The sequence below is a fragment of the Pantoea rodasii genome (assembly GCF_002095465.1).
Classification (GTDB): domain Bacteria; phylum Pseudomonadota; class Gammaproteobacteria; order Enterobacterales; family Enterobacteriaceae; genus Pantoea; species Pantoea rodasii.
Genome location: NZ_MLFP01000005.1, coordinates 154,357 through 170,115 on the forward strand (window position 1 = coordinate 154,357; position 15,759 = coordinate 170,115).

Genomic DNA, 15,759 nt, shown 5'->3' on the forward strand with positions numbered 1-15,759 from the left:
TTGCAATCCGCAATATGTGCCGCCCAGTTTAGCGTGTTTTAAGGCTGGAGCGCCAAGGGTCTGACAGGTAAACTGCGCGATAATCGAATTCCACATGACGGTGCGGACATGGAACTGAAAGCAACATCAATGGGCAAACGTCTGGCTCAGCATCCCTATAATCGGGTTCGGCTGCTGGCCGCCGGAGTGGAAGTCAGTGGCGATCGTCACGAATATCTTATCCCGTTCAACCAATTAATCAGCATCACCTGTAAACGTGGCATGGTGTGGGGTGAATTGGAATTCCAGTTGCCCGAAGAGAAAGTGGTGCGTTTGCACGGCACCGAATGGCAGGAAACGCAGCGTTTCTTCCACTATTTGCAGCATGCCTGGCAGCAGTGGAGCCAGGAGATGAGCGAAGTGAGTGCGCAAGTCCTGACCGCTCTCGAACAAGAAATTGTTGCCTTCACGCAGCAAGACCGTTGGTTGAAACGCAGTGAATTGGCTGCGGTGAAAGAGAGTATTACCCGTCAGTTTTCCGCCTTACCGCTGCCGCTATCACGCATGAACGAGTTCGAAAACTGTCGCGCGCGCTGGCAGTTTTGCCAGCAATGGCTGGAGCAGGGTGAGATCGCTATTCGTCAGCGTAACCGCGAATGGACGGCGAAAGTGATCAAGGATTATCACGAGTTCTTCTCTAACGTGGAAACCACACCGCTCAATGCTTCCCAGTGCGAAGCCGTGGTCAATGGTGAAGACGTCCTGCTGGTACTGGCAGGCGCAGGAAGCGGTAAAACATCAGTGCTGGTGGCACGGGCTGGATGGTTGATAAAGCGTAAGCTGGCGCAGCCAGAGCAAATCCTGTTACTGGCGTTTGGTCGCCAGGCTGCCGAAGAGATGAACGAACGCATTCAACAGCGCTTAGGTGAAAGTGCCATTCAGGCGCGTACGTTCCATGCACTGGCGTTGCACATTATTCGCGAAGGCAGTAACAAGCAGCCAGTGATCAGCAAGCTTGAGAGTGACAGCAAAGCGCGGCGCACACTGCTTATCGACACCTGGCGTGAGCAGTGCAACAGCAAAAAAGCGCAGGCGAGCGGCTGGCGACAGTGGCTGCAGGAGGAGTTAGCGTGGGATGTTGCCGAAGGTCCCTTCTGGCAGGATGACAAGCTGGCGCAACGGCTGGCTTCCCGGATGGAGCGCTGGCTGGGGCTGATGCGCATGCACGGCGGTGCGCAGGCCGCAATGATTGCCGATGTGCCAGAAGATTTTCGCGATAACTTCAGCAAGCGCGTCAAACTGATGGCCCCGCTATTAAAAGCCTGGAAGAGTGCGTTGAAAGAAGAGGGCGCAGTCGACTTCTCTGGGCTGATCCATCAGGCGATTGCGATTCTCGAAAAAGGACGTTTTATCAGCCCTTGGAAGCACATCCTCGTCGATGAATTCCAGGATATCTCGCCACAGCGCGCCGCGTTACTGACAGCATTACGTCAGCAAAATAAACGTACCAGCCTGTTCGCGGTGGGCGATGACTGGCAGGCGATTTATCGCTTTAGCGGTGCCGAAATGAGCCTGACCACCGCCTTCCATCACTATTTTGGTGACGGCGACCGCTGCGTGCTGGATACCACCTATCGATTTAACGACCGCATTGGTGAGATTGCCAACCGCTTTGTGCAGCAGAATCCACATCAACTGCGCAAACCGCTTAACAGCCTGAGTAAGGGCAATAAAAAGTCCATCACGCTGCTGCCGCAGGAGCAGTTGGAGCCGCTATTGGATAAATTGAGTGGCTATGCGAAGCCGGAAGAACGCGTACTGCTGCTGGCGCGTTATCATCATTTACGTCCGGGCATCCTTAAAAAAGCCAAAACGCGATGGCCAAAATTGCACATCGATTTCATGACCATCCATGCCAGCAAAGGGCAGCAGGCCGATTTTGTTATTATGCTGGGGCTGCATGAAGGGCGTGATGGTTTTCCTGCTCAGGCGCGAGAATCGATTATGGAAGAGGGGTTATTACCTCAGCCGGAAGATTTTCCTGATGCGGAAGAGCGGCGGTTAGCTTACGTGGCAATCACCCGCGCGCGTCAGCAAGTGTGGATGATGTTTGATAAAGAACGGCCTTCCATTTTGTTGAACACTTCCGCGAATTGGGCGTGCCGCAGAGCCGGAAGGCCTAAACACTACGCTTTCAGGCGATCGGCAAGATAGCGTTGATAATCGGGTATCTGAATCTCGAACTGCTGGGCAAACATCGGAGCCTGAATAATAAAGTCTGCGGTGGCGCGATTGGTCGCCACCGGGATATTCCATACGGTGGCCAGACGCAGCAGGGCCTTAACATCGGGATCGTGCGGTACCGCATTTAAGGGATCCCAGAAGAAAAACAGCACATCAATTTTGCCTTCTGAAATCAGTGCCCCGACTTGTTGATCGCCACCCATCGGGCCGCTCAACATGGCGTTCACTTCTAATCCGGTATGACGGTTAATCAGATTACCGGTGGTGCCGGTGGCGTAAAGAATATGCGATTGCAGCGCGTTTTGATTGGCTTTAACCCACTCCAGCAGGGTGGCTTTGCAGTGATCGTGGGCAACGAGGGCAATGTGTTTCTGAACTTCAAGGGTACGAACGGTCTGCTCCATAGGGCTTCCTGTTTCTTCTCATGCATTAATTATCAAGGCACGAGTTTACCCCTGGCATTTCCTCACTATCAACTTGCGCGTAAGGTTTTCATCCAACTGATAAATCGCTGGCGCGTCGCCGCATCAAAACGTTGAAACCAGCGCTGTAAAGAGGGGAGGTCGCTCGCATCTTGCCAGGCAAAATCAAGATTTAATTGTGCATCCGGCGCGCTTACGGGTTGCAAAGCAAAACGAGGAACAGAGGCAGCCTGCGCGGTGCGGTTATAATTCAGCATGGCTTGTTCTAAATTGCCTTCACTTCCTTGCGGTAAGCGGTCACGCACACTGAGGATTTCATTACCCCGTTCATCGATCAGTTGAAAATTAAGCGCTTTATCGAAGGTGTTGCGTTCACGTCGGTTATTCAGGGCGGGCAGGCGAATGGCAACCGAAGTGGCACTGGCATTGAAGGTGACGATCATCGGTATCGATTGAAAATGGGTGGCATCGGCGCAGGGCTTATCAACGCGAAACAGAAATTGATGCTGTCCACGCTCCAGCTCAAGGCTATCCGCGCCTTTCAGCAGCGAGCCCGAGATTTTGCGGCCATCCAACACCAGCAGCTCGATCTCAGGATCAAGTTTGAGGGTGATAGCATGGCAGGATGCCGATACGAGCAACACGAGTAAACCCGTAACAGCCAAAGACAGCTTCATTTCAACTCCCGGAAGGTGGGGATAAATCAGTGATGTGTAGCAAATTATTACATTATGGCAGTAAATTTACATTTTTACATATTTATTCGTGCTGAGGCGCAAGGTTTTCGCTTGAAGTATTTGCGCTACTCAGGTGAATGCCATCTACACTCAGGCGAGTGAACAAGGAGAAAATGCATGAATGATCAAACAATTCGTGATGTGTTAAGCAAAACCAAGCGCATTGCGTTGGTCGGCGCCAGCGATCGCCCCGATCGCCCGAGCTACGGCGTGATGAAGTTTTTGCTTGAGCAAGGATACGAGGTGATTCCGGTAAGCCCAAAACTGGCGGGACAGCAGTTGCTCGGTCAGACGGCCTATGCCACGTTGGCAGACATTCCGGGCAAAGTAGATATGGTGGATGTGTTTCGCAATGCCGAGGCCGCGTGGGGCGTAGCGCAGGAAGCCATCGCCATTGGTGCTGATACATTGTGGCTGCAGTTAGGCGTGATTAATGAACAGGCAGCCGTTCTCGCGCGCGATGCGGGTATGACGGTGGTGATGGATCGCTGCCCAAAAATTGAAATTCCGCGGCTGGGTCTAACACCCTCAACGCACTGAAACAAAAACGGCGACCGAAGTCGCCGTTTGTATTAATGACGCAGGCTTGGCGCCTGCAGCTGCTGCCGAATGGAAGCCGCGAGTTCATCCATCGAAGGTTGTTCTGGATGCTCATATGAGGTTTCCCCGCCAGCTGAATCTCTGCGACGTAGGTGTGCACCTGATCGCCTTCTTCATCTTCCATTACCACGTGATACCACGGAGCAGCGCGCAGCGTTTCGCTGGCGGCAACATCATCCTGCTCAGGTTCATCGAGCGAAAACTCCGGGTCGACATCCACGATAACGCCGAGCACCCCGGAGAGACGGTGACGGACTTGCTGTCCAATTCCAAATTTGCTGGTAATCATTGTGCCTCCCAAAACTGTGCCCTGTCTCTAATATGGAGGCAGGGAACAGATTTTCAAGTCACAGCACGCGGCAGGCGAAGCCTTTCAGATAAAGCCCTTCAGGATAGCTGGCGATCACTGGATGGTCGGCTGCCTGACGGAACTGCTCAATAAATTGTACATCACGGCCCGCATCTAAGGCGGCATCTGCGATGATTTTCTGGAACAAATCGGTAGCCATCAACCCTGAACATGAGAACGTAAGCAGGATGCCGTTAGGATTCAGCAACTGCATCGCCAGCATATTAATATCTTTATATCCGCGGCAGGCGCCCATCAGCTGGTTCTTGTTCTCAACAAATTTCGGCGGGTCCATCACGATAACGTCAAACTTTTCACCGCTATCACGATAGCGACGCAGCAGTTTGAACACATCATCACGTACGAACTGCGCGCGCGACAGGTCGAGGCTATTCAGCTCCACGTTCTGTTTCGCCACGTCCAGTGCATCCTGAGAAGTATCCACGCTGATCACTTCACTGCAGCCGCCCATTAAGGCCGACACGGCAAATCCACCGGTGTAAGAGAAGCAGTTCAGCACGCGGGCGTTTTCAGCATAGCGGCGCGTGGCCAAACGGCTGTCACGCTGGTCAAGGTAATAACCGGTTTTGTGGCCATCCTGAATATCGACCAGCAGTTTCATGCCGTGTTCGGTAATTGGCAGTAACGGCGGCGGTAGCTCGCCGGTCACCGGACCTTGCGTCAGCTCCAGTCCCTCTTTTTTACGCACGGCGACATCGGAACGATCGTAAATCGCACAAGCCGGGAAGCACTGTTGCAGAGCTGAAAGAATGGCTGGGCGTTGATACTCAGCGCCTGCAGACAGCAGTTGCAGCACCATGAAGTTGCCAAAGCGGTCAATGGTCACGCCAGGCATGCCATCTGATTCACCGGCAATCAGGCGATAACTGTCGAGCCCATCACGCTGGGCCAGCCACTCACGCCACTGCTGCGCTTTTTCAAAAGCACGCACAAAGAAGGCGATGTCGATTGACTCATCCTGCTTCCAACTCCAGACGCGCGCGCGAATTTGTGACTGAGGTGAATAAGCGGCACGGGCCAGCCATTTACCATTGCTGTCACAGACATCAATAGTTTCACCCGACTGGGCTTTTCCTTCCATACGTGCAACGGCACCAGAGAATACCCATGGATGGCGGCGGAGCAGGGATTTTTCACGTCCCTTTGCGAGAATCAATCGAACGGTCATGTTTGCTATGCTTACCTGAAAAAATGAGGCGCCATTTTCCGGTGGATGGCGGCAAATTGCAACGCACAAAGGGGAGTTTACGATGGCGAACACGTGCTACAAAATCTGGGTGCACGGAATTGTGCAAGGGGTAGGCTTTCGTTATTACACTCAGGCGCAGGCTAATCAGTTAGGCGTCACGGGCTATGCACACAATCTGCGTGACGGCAGCGTCGAAGTACTGGCCGCGGGTGATGAACAAAAGGTGGATGCGTTGATCGCCTGGTTAAAAGCGGGTGGGCCAACCAGCGCTCGCGTTGATAAGGTGCTGGTGGAACCCCATCAAGCCGCACCGATTCCCACCCGATTTACCACGGGTTGATCACAGGCATTTGGCGGGTTTAGGCAAACCGGCAATTTTCGTGGCTTGTTTGGCTGGGCCCTCCGGGAACAGTCGGAACAAATAACGGCTGTTGCCCTTTTCCTCACCGTATTTTTGCGCCATTGCTTTGACCAACATACGCACCGCCGGGGAAGTATTGAACTCTTGATAAAAAGCGCGGACAAAAAGCACCACTTCCCAGTGTGCCTCGCTCATAACAATCGCTTCCTGCTCGGCAATCGCCGCAGCGAGTGCTTCGTTCCAGTCTGCGCTATTTTTTAAATAGCCTTCCGTATCGGTGGCTATCTCGTTACCGGCAAAAATCACAGTTCATCCTCACAGCATCAATCATCATATTGTAAGTTCGGCGGTGCTTAAAAAGCAAAAACCCCGCCGAAGCGGGGTTAACACAGCGATGATGTCGCTTAATCTTTACTGGCGAAGCCCAGCAGGCTCAGCAGGCTGACAAAGATGTTGTACAGCGAGACATACAGGCTCACCGTCGCACGAATATAGTTGGTTTCGCCGCCATGAATAATGTTGCTGGTTTCCCACAGGATGGCACCGGCAGAAAACAGGATAAACAGTGCACTGATGGCCAGATGCAGCGCCGGCAGTTGCAGGAAGATATTTGCAACCACAGCAACCAACAGCACCACGAAGCCTGCCATCATCATCCCGCCGAGGAACGACATATCACGGCGCGTGGTCAGGACGTAGGCGGAGCAGCAGAAGAACACCAGCGCGGTACCGCCGAGCGCCATGGCAATCACATCACCCATGCCCGCAGCGAGGAAGGAACTCAGGATTGGGCCAAGGCAGTAACCGAGGAAACCGGTAAAAGCGAAGGCTGCCAAAATACCTGCCGGGCTATTGGCCAGACGATGAGTCAGGAACATTAAGCCGTAAAAGCCCACCAGCATCAGGATCAATCCCGGAGACGGTAACGCGTAGACGGTGCTAAGCGTGGCGGTGAGGGCTGAGAACGCCAGCGTAATGCCCAGTAAGAAGTAGGTATTGCGCAGCACTTTGTGGGTGCTGATCAGTGATTGCTGCTGCGACGAGCTGATTATTCTATCCATCATGCGCTCCATTATAGAGAGAGAACACCAAATATGGCCTGAGGATACGCAACGGCTACCAGACAGCAAAGGCGTTTTACCCATCTTTACGCGATAAATTGCTGTTTCACTGAGCAGAATGGCGAATTTGACATCGAAAAAATGGATTTTGACTGTTTTTCAGGCGAACGATTCATTACACGCTTTACATCGTTCGGGGGGATGTTTATAGTGCGCCTCATTGCGGAGGGGTGGCCGAGTGGCTTAAGGCAACGGTCTTGAAAACCGTCGATGGGAAACCATCCGAGAGTTCGAATCTCTCCTCCTCCGCCATCACTCTTGCAGAGTGACGTTACAAAAAGATTTCCGGAGGGATGGCCGAGTGGCTTAAGGCAACGGTCTTGAAAACCGTCGATGGGAAACCATCCCAGAGTTCGAATCTCTGTTCCTCCGCCATATTAAAGAAGCCCGCAGAAATGCGGGCTTTTTGCTTTTCTGCGTTCCGGAATTCCGAAAAACATCCCGTTGCTTTTCAATCTGCTGCTGTAACCCGACGGCACGCGCGTTTACTGCTATATTCCATTCACTGTTTTTGTAAACATCTGGCGATTTTCCGAGGCAAGCTGGGTTACACTGTGCGGTAATTCGCTCAATGGCGAGCTAATCGTTTGAATGCCAGAGTGTTTCACTGATGAATTATGGAATAGGCACAATGATCAAGAAACTGAGTCTTTGCGCGTTGTCAGTTATCGCTGCGCTTCCGCTGGGTATGTCTGCTTATGCGGCGGATGGAGATATGCAGCTGCAGCAAGTACTGATGCTGAGTCGCCACAATCTGCGCGCCCCGCTAGCCAACAATGGCAGCGTGCTGGAACAATCCACCAAGAAAAACTGGCCGCAGTGGGATGTTCCCGGCGGCGAGTTGACCACCAAAGGCGGTGTGCTGGAAGTCTACATGGGTAACTATACCCGTCAGTGGCTGGCACAGCAGGGCCTGGTGCAGAGCGGCACCTGTCCAGACAGCAGCAACATTTTTGTCTATGCCAATAGCTTGCAGCGTACGGTCGCCACCGCGCAGTATTTCATTACTGGCGCCTTCCCAGGTTGTGATATCTCGGTGTCGCATCAGGATGCGATGGGCACCATGGATCCTATCTTTAATCCGGTGATCACTGACGGCAGCGATGATTTCAATAAGAAAGCGCTGGCCGCAATGACCGCAGCCAATGAAAAACTGGCGCTGAAGCCCGCTTTCCAGCAGTTAGAGAAAATTGTCGATTACAAATCAGCACCGGCCTGTAATGGCAAAAAACAGTGTGATTTAAGCAGCGGTGACAACACCTTTAGCGCGGAAAATGGCAAAGAGCCAAACGTGAATGGTCCATTGAAAATCGGCAATTCGCTGGTAGACGCTTTCACGCTGCAATATTACGAAGGCTTCCCGGCCGATCAGGTGGCCTGGGGTCAGATCAAAACCCCAGAGCAGTGGAAGACCCTTGCGGCGATCAAAAACGGCTATCAGGATGCGTTGTTTACCTCTCCTGATGTCGCACGTGAAGTGGCGGCTCCGCTGGTGGATTACATTCGCAGTCAATTAGTGGACCAGGATAAAGCCAACGCGCCGAAAGTCACGGTCATGGTAGGGCACGATTCGAATATCGCCTCACTGCTCAGTGCATTGCAGGTTAAGCCTTACGAACTGCCTGGCAACGATGAGAAAACACCGATTGGTGGCCAGGTCGTATTTGAACGCTGGCACGATGCCAAAAACAATAAAGACCTGCTGAAAGTGGAATTTGTTTATCAGACAGCCGAGCAGCTGCGCAATGCAGATGTGCTGAGCCTGAAGAATCCGCCGAAGCGTGTCACTCTGCAATTGGCAGGCTGTGATGCCGATGCCAACGGTTACTGCAGCTGGGATCAGTTTACCACGGCGTTGAACACCTCATTGCAGGGCACGCCGTTGCAGCCCGCGGCACCGGCTCCGGCAGCACAACCTGCTGCACAGCCCGCACCGGCGGCGGCTGCAAATGACGATGCCAAAGTAAAAGCCGATCAAGCCGCGGCGGATAAAGCGGCTGCCGATAAGGCTACCGCAGATAAAGCCGCAGCAGATAAAGCCGCTGCGCAGAAAGCGGCTGATGCGAAAGCTGCCGAAGAGAAAGCGAAAGCGGACAAAGCGGCTGCCCAGAAGGCGGCAGAGGATAAAGCGAAAGCGGAGAAAGCCAGCGCGCAGAAAGCGGCGGACGACAAAGCGAAAGCGGATGCAGCAGCCGCGCAAAAAGCGCAGTCAGATGCAGCGCCAGCCAAACCTCAAGGCAATGCGGCGCAACCTGCGCCCGCCAGCAACTAAGTTCGCGGTCATGAAAAACCCCGTCGCGACGGGGTTTTTTATTTCCTTTAACCGGCTACCACCACCAGTTTCTGATTGGCGAATTCTTTTAAGCCAAGATCGGACAACTCGCGTCCATAACCCGAGCGCTTAACGCCACCAAACGGCAACTCCGCGGCGGTATCACTTTGCGAATTAATAAACACCATGCCGGTTTCAATCTGCGATGCCATATTTCGGCCGCGCACTATATCGCGTGTCCACACCGAACCGCCCAATCCGTAATGCGAATCGTTGGCCAGAGCCACCGCCGTTCGATCGTCCGCCACCACATAAACCTGAGCAACCGGGCCAAAGAACTCCTGATAATAGGCTGGATTACTCGGGGTCAGGCCGGTGAGAACCGTTGGCTGGTAATAACATCCCACGCCCTCAATCACTTTACCGCCAAACTCCACGCGCGCACCTTGCTTGACTGCATCGTCGACCTGCTTCACTAATCTATCGCGTGCCTCTTGTGACGACAGCGGGCCGAGTGTGGTTTTTTCATCCAGCGGGTCGCCCGGCGTGACCGATTGCAGCGCCGCACTGAATTTGGCCATAAACTCCGTGGCAATCTTCTCATGCAGGATAAAGCGTTTCGCAGCGGTACAGACTTGCCCGCAGTTACTCAAGCGTGCCTGCGCACCTTGACGCACAGCTTCGTCGATATCGGCATCATCCAGCACCACAAAACATCGTTGCCACCCAGCTCAAGAGTGGATTTTTCAGATGCTTGCCCGCCTGTTCCGCCACGGCGCTACCGGCGCGTTCCGATCCGGTCAAGGCAACACCCTGCACGCGCGGATCAGCAATCAGATCGGCAACCTGCTGATTAGAAATGAACAGGTTAGTCCACGCCCCTTTTGGCGCGCCCGCTTCTTCAACCAGCTTTTCGAATACATCCGCACAGTGCGGCACATTATTGGCATGTTTTGCCAGCACCGGATTTCCCAATGCCAGGTTAGGAGCCAGTACCCGCATCAGTTGGTAGTACGGGAAGTTCCACGGCTCGACGGCCACAATCACCCCAATCGGATGGTACTCAAGCCAGGCGTCGCCCACGGTGCTGGGATAAGGCTGAGCCTGTAAAAAGTTAGCCGCATGCTCGGCATAATAACGGGCGATCTGCGCACATATTTTTACTTCACCACGGCTCTGCCCAATGAGCTTGCCCATCTCGCGGCTGGCAATCGCCGCCAGCTCGTCAACACGTTGCTCGATCAGGTCGGCCAACCGATGCAACACCTGCAGACGCGGTTGAATATCGCCTTTGCTCCACGGGGAATGGTACAGCTCATCTGCTGTGCCGAGCGCCTGATGCGTAAAGGTGTCATTGTGGGCGGGCCAGGATTTTAGCAACTCGTTATTGGCTGGGTTGATGCTTTGATAGGCTGACATAAATGGCTCCTTGGCATGAAAAGATGACAAAGGCGGGACATGCCCGCCTGTGAGTTAAACGTTTTTACGCTCGACCGTTTTATCGTCCCACGTCAGAACGTCCTGGTCGGTTTTATCAAAGGCGCGGAGCAGCACATCGTCGCTACCTTGCTGACGCCAGATTTCTTCCGCGATTCGTTCGTCATAATTTGCCACCTCAAATATCGCTTCAGCAATTTCTGGCGAGGTGTGGCGCAGCGTGGCCCATTCGCCCACGTGGTGAGCTTTCGACTGTTCTGTGGCCATACAGGTCTCCTGTTGTGGATTTATCCTTGCAGTTTTACCGCCAGTCCGGCGACGTATTGGCCCTGATAGCGGGCAATTTCCAGTTCTTCCGCAGACGGCTGACGTGAGCCATCACCGCCGGCAATCGTGGTTGCGCCGTAAGGCGTGCCGCCACGAACCTGAGAAATATCGAAGAGTTGTTTGGTGCCGTAACCGATGGGTACGATGACCATGCCGTGATGGGCGAGGGTGGTCCACACGGAAGTGATGGTTTGTTCCTGACCGCCACCGGTGCCGGTGGAAGCGAACACACTGGCCAGTTTGCCGTACAGTGCGCCCGAAGCCCATAACCCGCCAGTACGATCCCAGAAATTGCGCATCTGGCCTGTCATGTTGCCAAAGCGGGTCGGCGTACCGACGATGATGGCATCGTACTCGGTCAGATCTTCCGGCTTAGCTTCTGCCGCAGCCTGATTCACCTTGCCACCGACCTGTGCAAATCTTTCCGCATCCATACTTTCCGGAACACGAAGGATGGTGACCTCCGCACCGCTCACACTCTTTGCGCCTTCTGCCACGGCTTGTGCCATGGTTTCGATATGTCCATACATTGAGTAATAAAGCACCAAAACTTTTGCCATGGTTTTCTATCCTGCTGAGGGTGATGAGTATTCAGAAGTATAGAAGAGACTGCGCGAGGTGCGGGCGAGAGGGAGGGACTTGTCCGATTACCGCTGCGCTTTTCCCCGACTAACCGCTTGTAACGGGGCCATTAATCTGGTTAACAGGGCAAAAATAAGTGGATTATGTGTTTCAAAGTATGAATATCAGCCAGATCTCAGGCTCGCCTGGCTATTCTTTGTTCAGGTGATGCGAACCTTTCGCCACCTTGCTTTTCACCAAACTGGATGAAAAGTCCTAACCACCGATGCTCAATCCCTGGAGGAAATGATGGCTCAACATCGTGGAGGATCAGGCAATTTTGCGGAAGACCGTGAAAGAGCCGCGGAAGCAGGTCGCAAAGGCGGCAAAAATAGCGGGGGTAATTTCAGAAACGATCCGCAGCGCGCTTCCGAAGCAGGTGAAAAAGGGGGACGCAGTCGCAGCAAGAAGTAGGCGATTGCTTTCGATTCCCCAACCGCCGGGTTCACCCGGCGGTAACAGACATTGCATTTCCCCCTGTTACCAGGCAAAAATGACCGCCAACAGATTATTTTGGTGCGTTATGTCCGCTACAACCTCTCGTCTCAGCCTGCGCATCTCGCGCCAGGAACTGGTTCTCATCTTCATCACCATGGTTTGGGGTGGCACCTTTTTGGTGGTGCACCGAGCGATGGCACACTCCGGTCCTTTTTTCTTTGTCGGACTGCGATTTGCCACGGCTTCACTGCTGCTGGCGTTCTTCTTCCGTCGCTACTTAAAGCAGATGACGTGGCTGGAAATTAAAGCCGGTGCGTTAATTGGCCTGTCGATTGCGGGCGGCTATGGCTTGCAAACCTGGGGTATGCAAACCATTTCCAGTAGTCAGTCGGCATTTCTCACCGCGTTATATGTACCGGTCGTGCCGTTGCTGCAATGGTTATTTCTGCGCCGCCCACCGGGTATCATGGCGTGGATAGGCATCTTGCTGGCGTTTACCGGCCTGGTGCTGGTCGCGGGTCCACAGGACGGCAGCCTGACGTTAAACGCGGGTGAGATAGCCACATTAATCAGCACGTTAGCGATTGCGGCAGAAATCATACTGATCAGCCGCTACGCCGGTCAGGTCGATGTGCGCCGCGTGACCCTGGTCCAGCTGATGGTGGCGTCAGCCTGCGCGTTTGTTTTTATGATCCCGAACGGTGAGTCGGTTCCATCAATGTCTGCGCCACTGTTATTTAGCGCGCTAGGTTTGGGGGCGGCGAGCGCACTGATTCAGGTCACCATGAATTGGGCACAGCGTAGCGTATCACCGACGCGTGCTACGGTGATTTACGCGGGCGAACCGGTTTGGGCTGGCGTCGTTGGGCGTATGGCGGGTGAACGTTTACCCGCTGCCGCGCTGTTGGGCGGAGTGCTAATTGTGTGTGGGGTGATCGTCAGCGAATTGCGTTTTCGCCGGAAAAAAGCGGTGCCCGAGCAGGCACCGCAAGAACCTTAAGGATGCTGCCGTGCCGCCTGGTTTGCCAGTGCGGCACCGCGACGTTTAAGAATCGCGTTAAGGATGATCGCACCAAAGGTCGCAGTGCCAATCCCGCCAAGGGTGAAACTGCCGATTTTTAAAGCAAAGTCGCCTGCACCCAGCACCAGCGTGGTAGCAACCATGATGAGATTACCGTTCTGATTAAAATCCACGTGGTTCTGCACCCAAATACGCGCACCTGCCACGGCAATCAAGCCAAACACCACAATCGATGCGCCACCAATGACCGGGCCGGGAATGGTGTGAATTAATGCGCCGAACTTCGGTGAAAAACCGAGTACCAACGCGATGACAGCGGCGGCGACAAACGCCAGCGTTGAGTAAACTTTGGTCACCGCCATTACGCCGATATTTTCCGCGTAAGTGGTGACGCCGCTGCCCCCGATCGAACCGGACAACATGGTGGCCAGGCCATCACCGACAAACGCGCGGCCCATCCAGGGATCAAGATTACGCCCGGTCATGCCGGCAACAGCCTTGATGTGCCCGAGATTTTCCGCCACCAGAATGATTGCCACCGGCGCGATCATCACAATTGCCTGCATATCGAATACTGGCGCGGTGGTATGCGGTAAACCAAACCACGGCGCATTGGCCATGCCGCTGAAATCCACCGGTTTACCCAGGCCAAACACATTGGTCAGCAACGCGTAGATGGCCCAGGCAACGATCAATCCAACCAGAATCAGTAAGCGTTGCACCAGACCGCGGGTGAATACCGCCACCACGCCAATGCACAGTACCGTCATGACCGCCATCCAGCTGTCGAACATTGAGGCGGAAACGCCGTGAACGGCGATCGGTGCCAGATTCAGGCCAATCGCCATCACCACCGCGCCGGTCACCACCGGTGGCATCAAACGTTCAATCCAGCCCGTGCCGACTTTCATGACAATGGCCCCGATCAGCGTATAAAGTGCGCCGCACGCGATCACGCCGCCCAGCGCCAGCGACAGGTTGGGGTTCAGTCCCTGACCGTTGAATCCGGTCACAGCAATAATCACCCCGACAAACGCCGCACTGGAGCCAAGATAACTGGGGATACGGCCGCCGGTCACCACAAAAACAGCAGCGTGCCGATGCCGGAAACCAGAATCGCCAGGTTAGGATCGAGGCCCATTAACAACGGCATAAGCACCGTTGCGCCAAACATTGCTACAGCATGCTGCAGGCCAAGCACGAAGGTCTGCCCAAACGGCAGCGTTTCATCCGGTGCAATCAGCCCATCTTCGGTCATGGCTGACTTTTTCTGCCAGCGGGGGAACCAGGAACTCGCCATCGTCTTCTCCAGGGTGTCGGTGGAACCAGGCCGCACAGGGCGGCGTTAGCGGGCGTCCTGCCGTAAAAGCTGATGATATTCCTGCAAGCTCAGGCCGATCATCGTTGTGCTCTTCTGTCTAGCTCAGGGCATGCTGTGCAGAGGATGCCGTTTCGGCCAGCCATTCCAGCAGTAGCGCATTAAAGTTATCGGCATCGGTCACGCTCATGGCATGTCCGCCCCATGCCATCTCAATCAAACTGCTATTGGGCAGAGCCTGCGCCAGTTGCGGAGAACAACTCCACGGCACCAGCAGGTCGTCCTGGCTGCAAATAACTAATACTGGCTGAGCGATCTGCTTAGCATGCGGGCGAAAATCGCAGCTCATCAGCGCATGTAATCGGCGTAGCAGATTTTCCATCCCCTGAAAATGCATTACGTGATGGGCATCTTCTGCGTTGATCCGCGTTTGATTACGCGCCAGCCATTCGGCGGGATACAGGAACAGCGGCTGAGCACGCACAAAGGCTTCTACGCCCACGTTCAGCAACAAATCCTGGCGGACCTGGAAGCAGCGCTGCGTGTGGGCATCCAGCGATAGCCAGCCGTTAATCACCACAACGCGACCAACGCGTTCGGGGTAATCCAGTGCCAACTGCAAGCCAATCAACCCGCCCAGCGCATGGCCAACAATGTCGTAATGATGAATGTCGTGCTCTGCCAGCAGTTCTGCTAATTCAGCTGCCATCATCGCCATGGTGTAGCCTTCTGGCAGCGTATCGGCACTGCGTCCGGTACCGCGCTGGTCGTAAGTCACCACGCGATAATGTGGCGTCAGTGCCGCCAACTGGGGTTGCCAGAAGCCAGCCACACCGCCAAGTCCTGAAGACAACACCAGCGTAGGGGCATCGTCAGCCGTTAATCCATGGGTCTCAAGATGCATTACGCCTCCTGGCTGCCAATGTGAGCCACGCTGGCGATCTCAATCAGCGCATCCGGTTTGACCAATCCGCATTGAATGCAGAAGCGTGCAGGCTTATCACCGGGAAAATACTCGGCGTAAACCTGGTTAATGGCTGCGTAATTGCTCCAGTCGGTGAGAAAAATGGAGTTGAAGGTGACGTCATTCATGTTGCCGCCGGCGGTCTCAATCACCTTTTTGATGGTTTCCAGCACGTGGCGAGTTTGTGCCGCCGCATCGCCAACGTGTACCACATTGTTATTGGCATCGAACGGTAGCGTGCCTGATACATACACCACGCCGTCGGCCAGCGTTCCCGGCACAAAGGGCGCTATCGGGGTGCCGCTACCGGCAGGAATGATCACACTTTTAGGCATCGT

At 54.3% G+C, this 15,759-nt stretch carries 14 protein-coding genes, 2 tRNA genes and 4 pseudogenes; 8 read left to right on the top strand and 12 right to left on the bottom strand.

What is annotated here, in order from left to right:
• Positions 1-108: 108 nt before the first annotated feature.
• Positions 109-2,162 (top strand): annotated as a pseudogene (gene helD, locus HA45_RS08940) (DNA helicase IV).
• A 3-nt stretch (positions 2,163-2,165) separates the two neighbouring features.
• On the opposite strand, the gene HA45_RS08945 reads toward helD, so the two are convergent.
• Together HA45_RS08945 and HA45_RS08950 are read right to left on the bottom strand one after the other, a co-directional pair.
• Entirely contained in the window at positions 2,166-2,627 is a 462-nt protein-coding gene (locus HA45_RS08945; protein WP_100702631.1) for a methylglyoxal synthase, read from the bottom strand.
• A gap of 68 nt (positions 2,628-2,695) precedes the next feature.
• On the bottom strand, positions 2,696-3,322 hold the full coding sequence (locus tag HA45_RS08950) for a YccT family protein (protein WP_100702632.1): 627 nt from the start codon (positions 3,320-3,322) through the stop codon (positions 2,696-2,698).
• A 177-nt stretch (positions 3,323-3,499) separates the two neighbouring features.
• On the opposite strand from HA45_RS08950, the gene HA45_RS08955 reads away from it, so the two are divergent.
• Entirely contained in the window at positions 3,500-3,922 is a 423-nt protein-coding gene (locus tag HA45_RS08955; protein WP_100702633.1) for a CoA-binding protein, read from the top strand.
• 32 nt (positions 3,923-3,954) lie between these two features.
• Here the strand turns inward: HA45_RS08955 and hspQ are convergent.
• Both hspQ and rlmI read right to left on the bottom strand, forming a co-directional pair.
• Positions 3,955-4,271: pseudogene (gene hspQ / locus HA45_RS08960) on the bottom strand (heat shock protein HspQ).
• 58 nt (positions 4,272-4,329) lie between these two features.
• Positions 4,330-5,520, bottom strand: coding sequence for a 23S rRNA (cytosine(1962)-C(5))-methyltransferase RlmI (gene rlmI / locus HA45_RS08965; RefSeq protein ID WP_100702635.1), 1,191 nt, complete (start codon positions 5,518-5,520; stop codon positions 4,330-4,332).
• An 82-nt stretch (positions 5,521-5,602) separates the two neighbouring features.
• Between rlmI and yccX the strand changes: the two genes are divergently transcribed.
• Positions 5,603-5,881, top strand: coding sequence for an acylphosphatase (gene yccX, locus HA45_RS08970; RefSeq protein ID WP_100702636.1), 279 nt, complete (start codon positions 5,603-5,605; stop codon positions 5,879-5,881).
• Here the strand turns inward: yccX and tusE are convergent, their stop codons facing one another.
• Entirely contained in the window at positions 5,882-6,208 is a 327-nt protein-coding gene (gene tusE, locus HA45_RS08975) for a sulfurtransferase TusE (RefSeq protein WP_100702637.1), read from the bottom strand.
• Positions 6,209-6,306: 98 nt separating this feature from the next.
• Entirely contained in the window at positions 6,307-6,963 is a 657-nt protein-coding gene (gene yccA, locus HA45_RS08980) for an FtsH protease modulator YccA (protein ID WP_100702638.1), read from the bottom strand.
• Between the two features lie 224 nt (positions 6,964-7,187).
• Here yccA and HA45_RS08985 point away from each other — a divergent pair.
• The 3 genes from HA45_RS08985 to agp all read left to right on the top strand — a co-directional run bounded on the left by HA45_RS08985 (position 7,188) and on the right by agp (position 9,295).
• A tRNA-Ser gene (locus HA45_RS08985) sits at positions 7,188-7,275 on the top strand.
• Positions 7,276-7,310: 35 nt separating this feature from the next.
• A tRNA-Ser gene (locus tag HA45_RS08990) sits at positions 7,311-7,398 on the top strand.
• Positions 7,399-7,654: 256 nt separating this feature from the next.
• A complete protein-coding gene (agp, locus tag HA45_RS08995) occupies positions 7,655-9,295 on the top strand; it encodes a bifunctional glucose-1-phosphatase/inositol phosphatase (RefSeq protein WP_205960954.1) in 1,641 nt (546 codons plus the stop codon).
• A gap of 47 nt (positions 9,296-9,342) precedes the next feature.
• Here agp and HA45_RS09000 read toward each other — a convergent pair.
• From HA45_RS09000 to wrbA, 3 genes and pseudogenes are all read right to left on the bottom strand, one after another.
• Positions 9,343-10,714: pseudogene (locus tag HA45_RS09000) on the bottom strand (NAD-dependent succinate-semialdehyde dehydrogenase).
• 54 nt (positions 10,715-10,768) lie between these two features.
• A complete protein-coding gene (locus HA45_RS09005; protein WP_100702641.1) occupies positions 10,769-10,999 on the bottom strand; it encodes a YccJ family protein in 231 nt (76 codons plus the stop codon).
• A 20-nt stretch (positions 11,000-11,019) separates the two neighbouring features.
• The gene (gene wrbA / locus HA45_RS09010) at positions 11,020-11,619 is read right to left on the bottom strand and encodes an NAD(P)H:quinone oxidoreductase (RefSeq protein ID WP_100702642.1); all 600 of its coding nucleotides are present in this window, start codon (positions 11,617-11,619) and stop codon (positions 11,020-11,022) included.
• A gap of 310 nt (positions 11,620-11,929) precedes the next feature.
• Here wrbA and HA45_RS09015 point away from each other — a divergent pair, with 310 nt between their 5' ends.
• Positions 11,930-12,094: a con-10 family general stress protein gene (locus tag HA45_RS09015; protein ID WP_071845623.1), complete on the top strand. Its 165-nt coding sequence runs from the start codon at positions 11,930-11,932 to the stop codon at positions 12,092-12,094.
• 109 nt (positions 12,095-12,203) lie between these two features.
• Positions 12,204-13,118: a DMT family transporter gene (locus HA45_RS09020; RefSeq protein WP_100702643.1), complete on the top strand. Its 915-nt coding sequence runs from the start codon at positions 12,204-12,206 to the stop codon at positions 13,116-13,118.
• On the opposite strand, the pseudogene rutG reads toward HA45_RS09020, so the two are convergent.
• The 3 genes and pseudogenes from rutG to rutC form a co-directional block, all read right to left on the bottom strand.
• A pseudogene (rutG, locus tag HA45_RS09025) lies at positions 13,115-14,439 on the bottom strand (pyrimidine utilization transport protein G). The gene HA45_RS09020 and the pseudogene rutG sit on opposite strands and share 4 nt — an antisense overlap.
• A 118-nt stretch (positions 14,440-14,557) precedes the next feature.
• Entirely contained in the window at positions 14,558-15,361 is an 804-nt protein-coding gene (gene rutD, locus HA45_RS09030) for a pyrimidine utilization protein D (protein ID WP_100702645.1), read from the bottom strand.
• Positions 15,361-15,756, bottom strand: coding sequence for a pyrimidine utilization protein C (gene rutC / locus HA45_RS09035; RefSeq protein WP_100702646.1), 396 nt, complete (start codon positions 15,754-15,756; stop codon positions 15,361-15,363). Before rutC ends, rutD begins: the two co-directional genes overlap by 1 nt.
• Between the last annotated feature and the right edge of the window lie 3 nt (positions 15,757-15,759).

Coding starts and splice junctions, on each gene's coding strand:
- yccA (WP_100702638.1), bottom strand. CDS start 6,963: ATGGATAGAATAATCAGCTCGTCGCAGCAGCAATCACTGATCAGCACC.
- wrbA (WP_100702642.1), bottom strand. CDS start 11,619: ATGGCAAAAGTTTTGGTGCTTTATTACTCAATGTATGGACATATCGAA.
- rutC (WP_100702646.1), bottom strand. CDS start 15,756: ATGCCTAAAAGTGTGATCATTCCTGCCGGTAGCGGCACCCCGATAGCG.
- HA45_RS09005 (WP_100702641.1), bottom strand. CDS start 10,999: ATGGCCACAGAACAGTCGAAAGCTCACCACGTGGGCGAATGGGCCACG.
- rutD (WP_100702645.1), bottom strand. CDS start 15,361: ATGCATCTTGAGACCCATGGATTAACGGCTGACGATGCCCCTACGCTG.
- agp (WP_205960954.1), top strand. CDS start 7,655: ATGATCAAGAAACTGAGTCTTTGCGCGTTGTCAGTTATCGCTGCGCTT.
- yccX (WP_100702636.1), top strand. CDS start 5,603: ATGGCGAACACGTGCTACAAAATCTGGGTGCACGGAATTGTGCAAGGG.
- HA45_RS09020 (WP_100702643.1), top strand. CDS start 12,204: ATGTCCGCTACAACCTCTCGTCTCAGCCTGCGCATCTCGCGCCAGGAA.
- HA45_RS08945 (WP_100702631.1), bottom strand. CDS start 2,627: ATGGAGCAGACCGTTCGTACCCTTGAAGTTCAGAAACACATTGCCCTC.
- HA45_RS09015 (WP_071845623.1), top strand. CDS start 11,930: ATGGCTCAACATCGTGGAGGATCAGGCAATTTTGCGGAAGACCGTGAA.
- HA45_RS08950 (WP_100702632.1), bottom strand. CDS start 3,322: ATGAAGCTGTCTTTGGCTGTTACGGGTTTACTCGTGTTGCTCGTATCG.
- HA45_RS08955 (WP_100702633.1), top strand. CDS start 3,500: ATGAATGATCAAACAATTCGTGATGTGTTAAGCAAAACCAAGCGCATT.
- rlmI (WP_100702635.1), bottom strand. CDS start 5,520: ATGACCGTTCGATTGATTCTCGCAAAGGGACGTGAAAAATCCCTGCTC.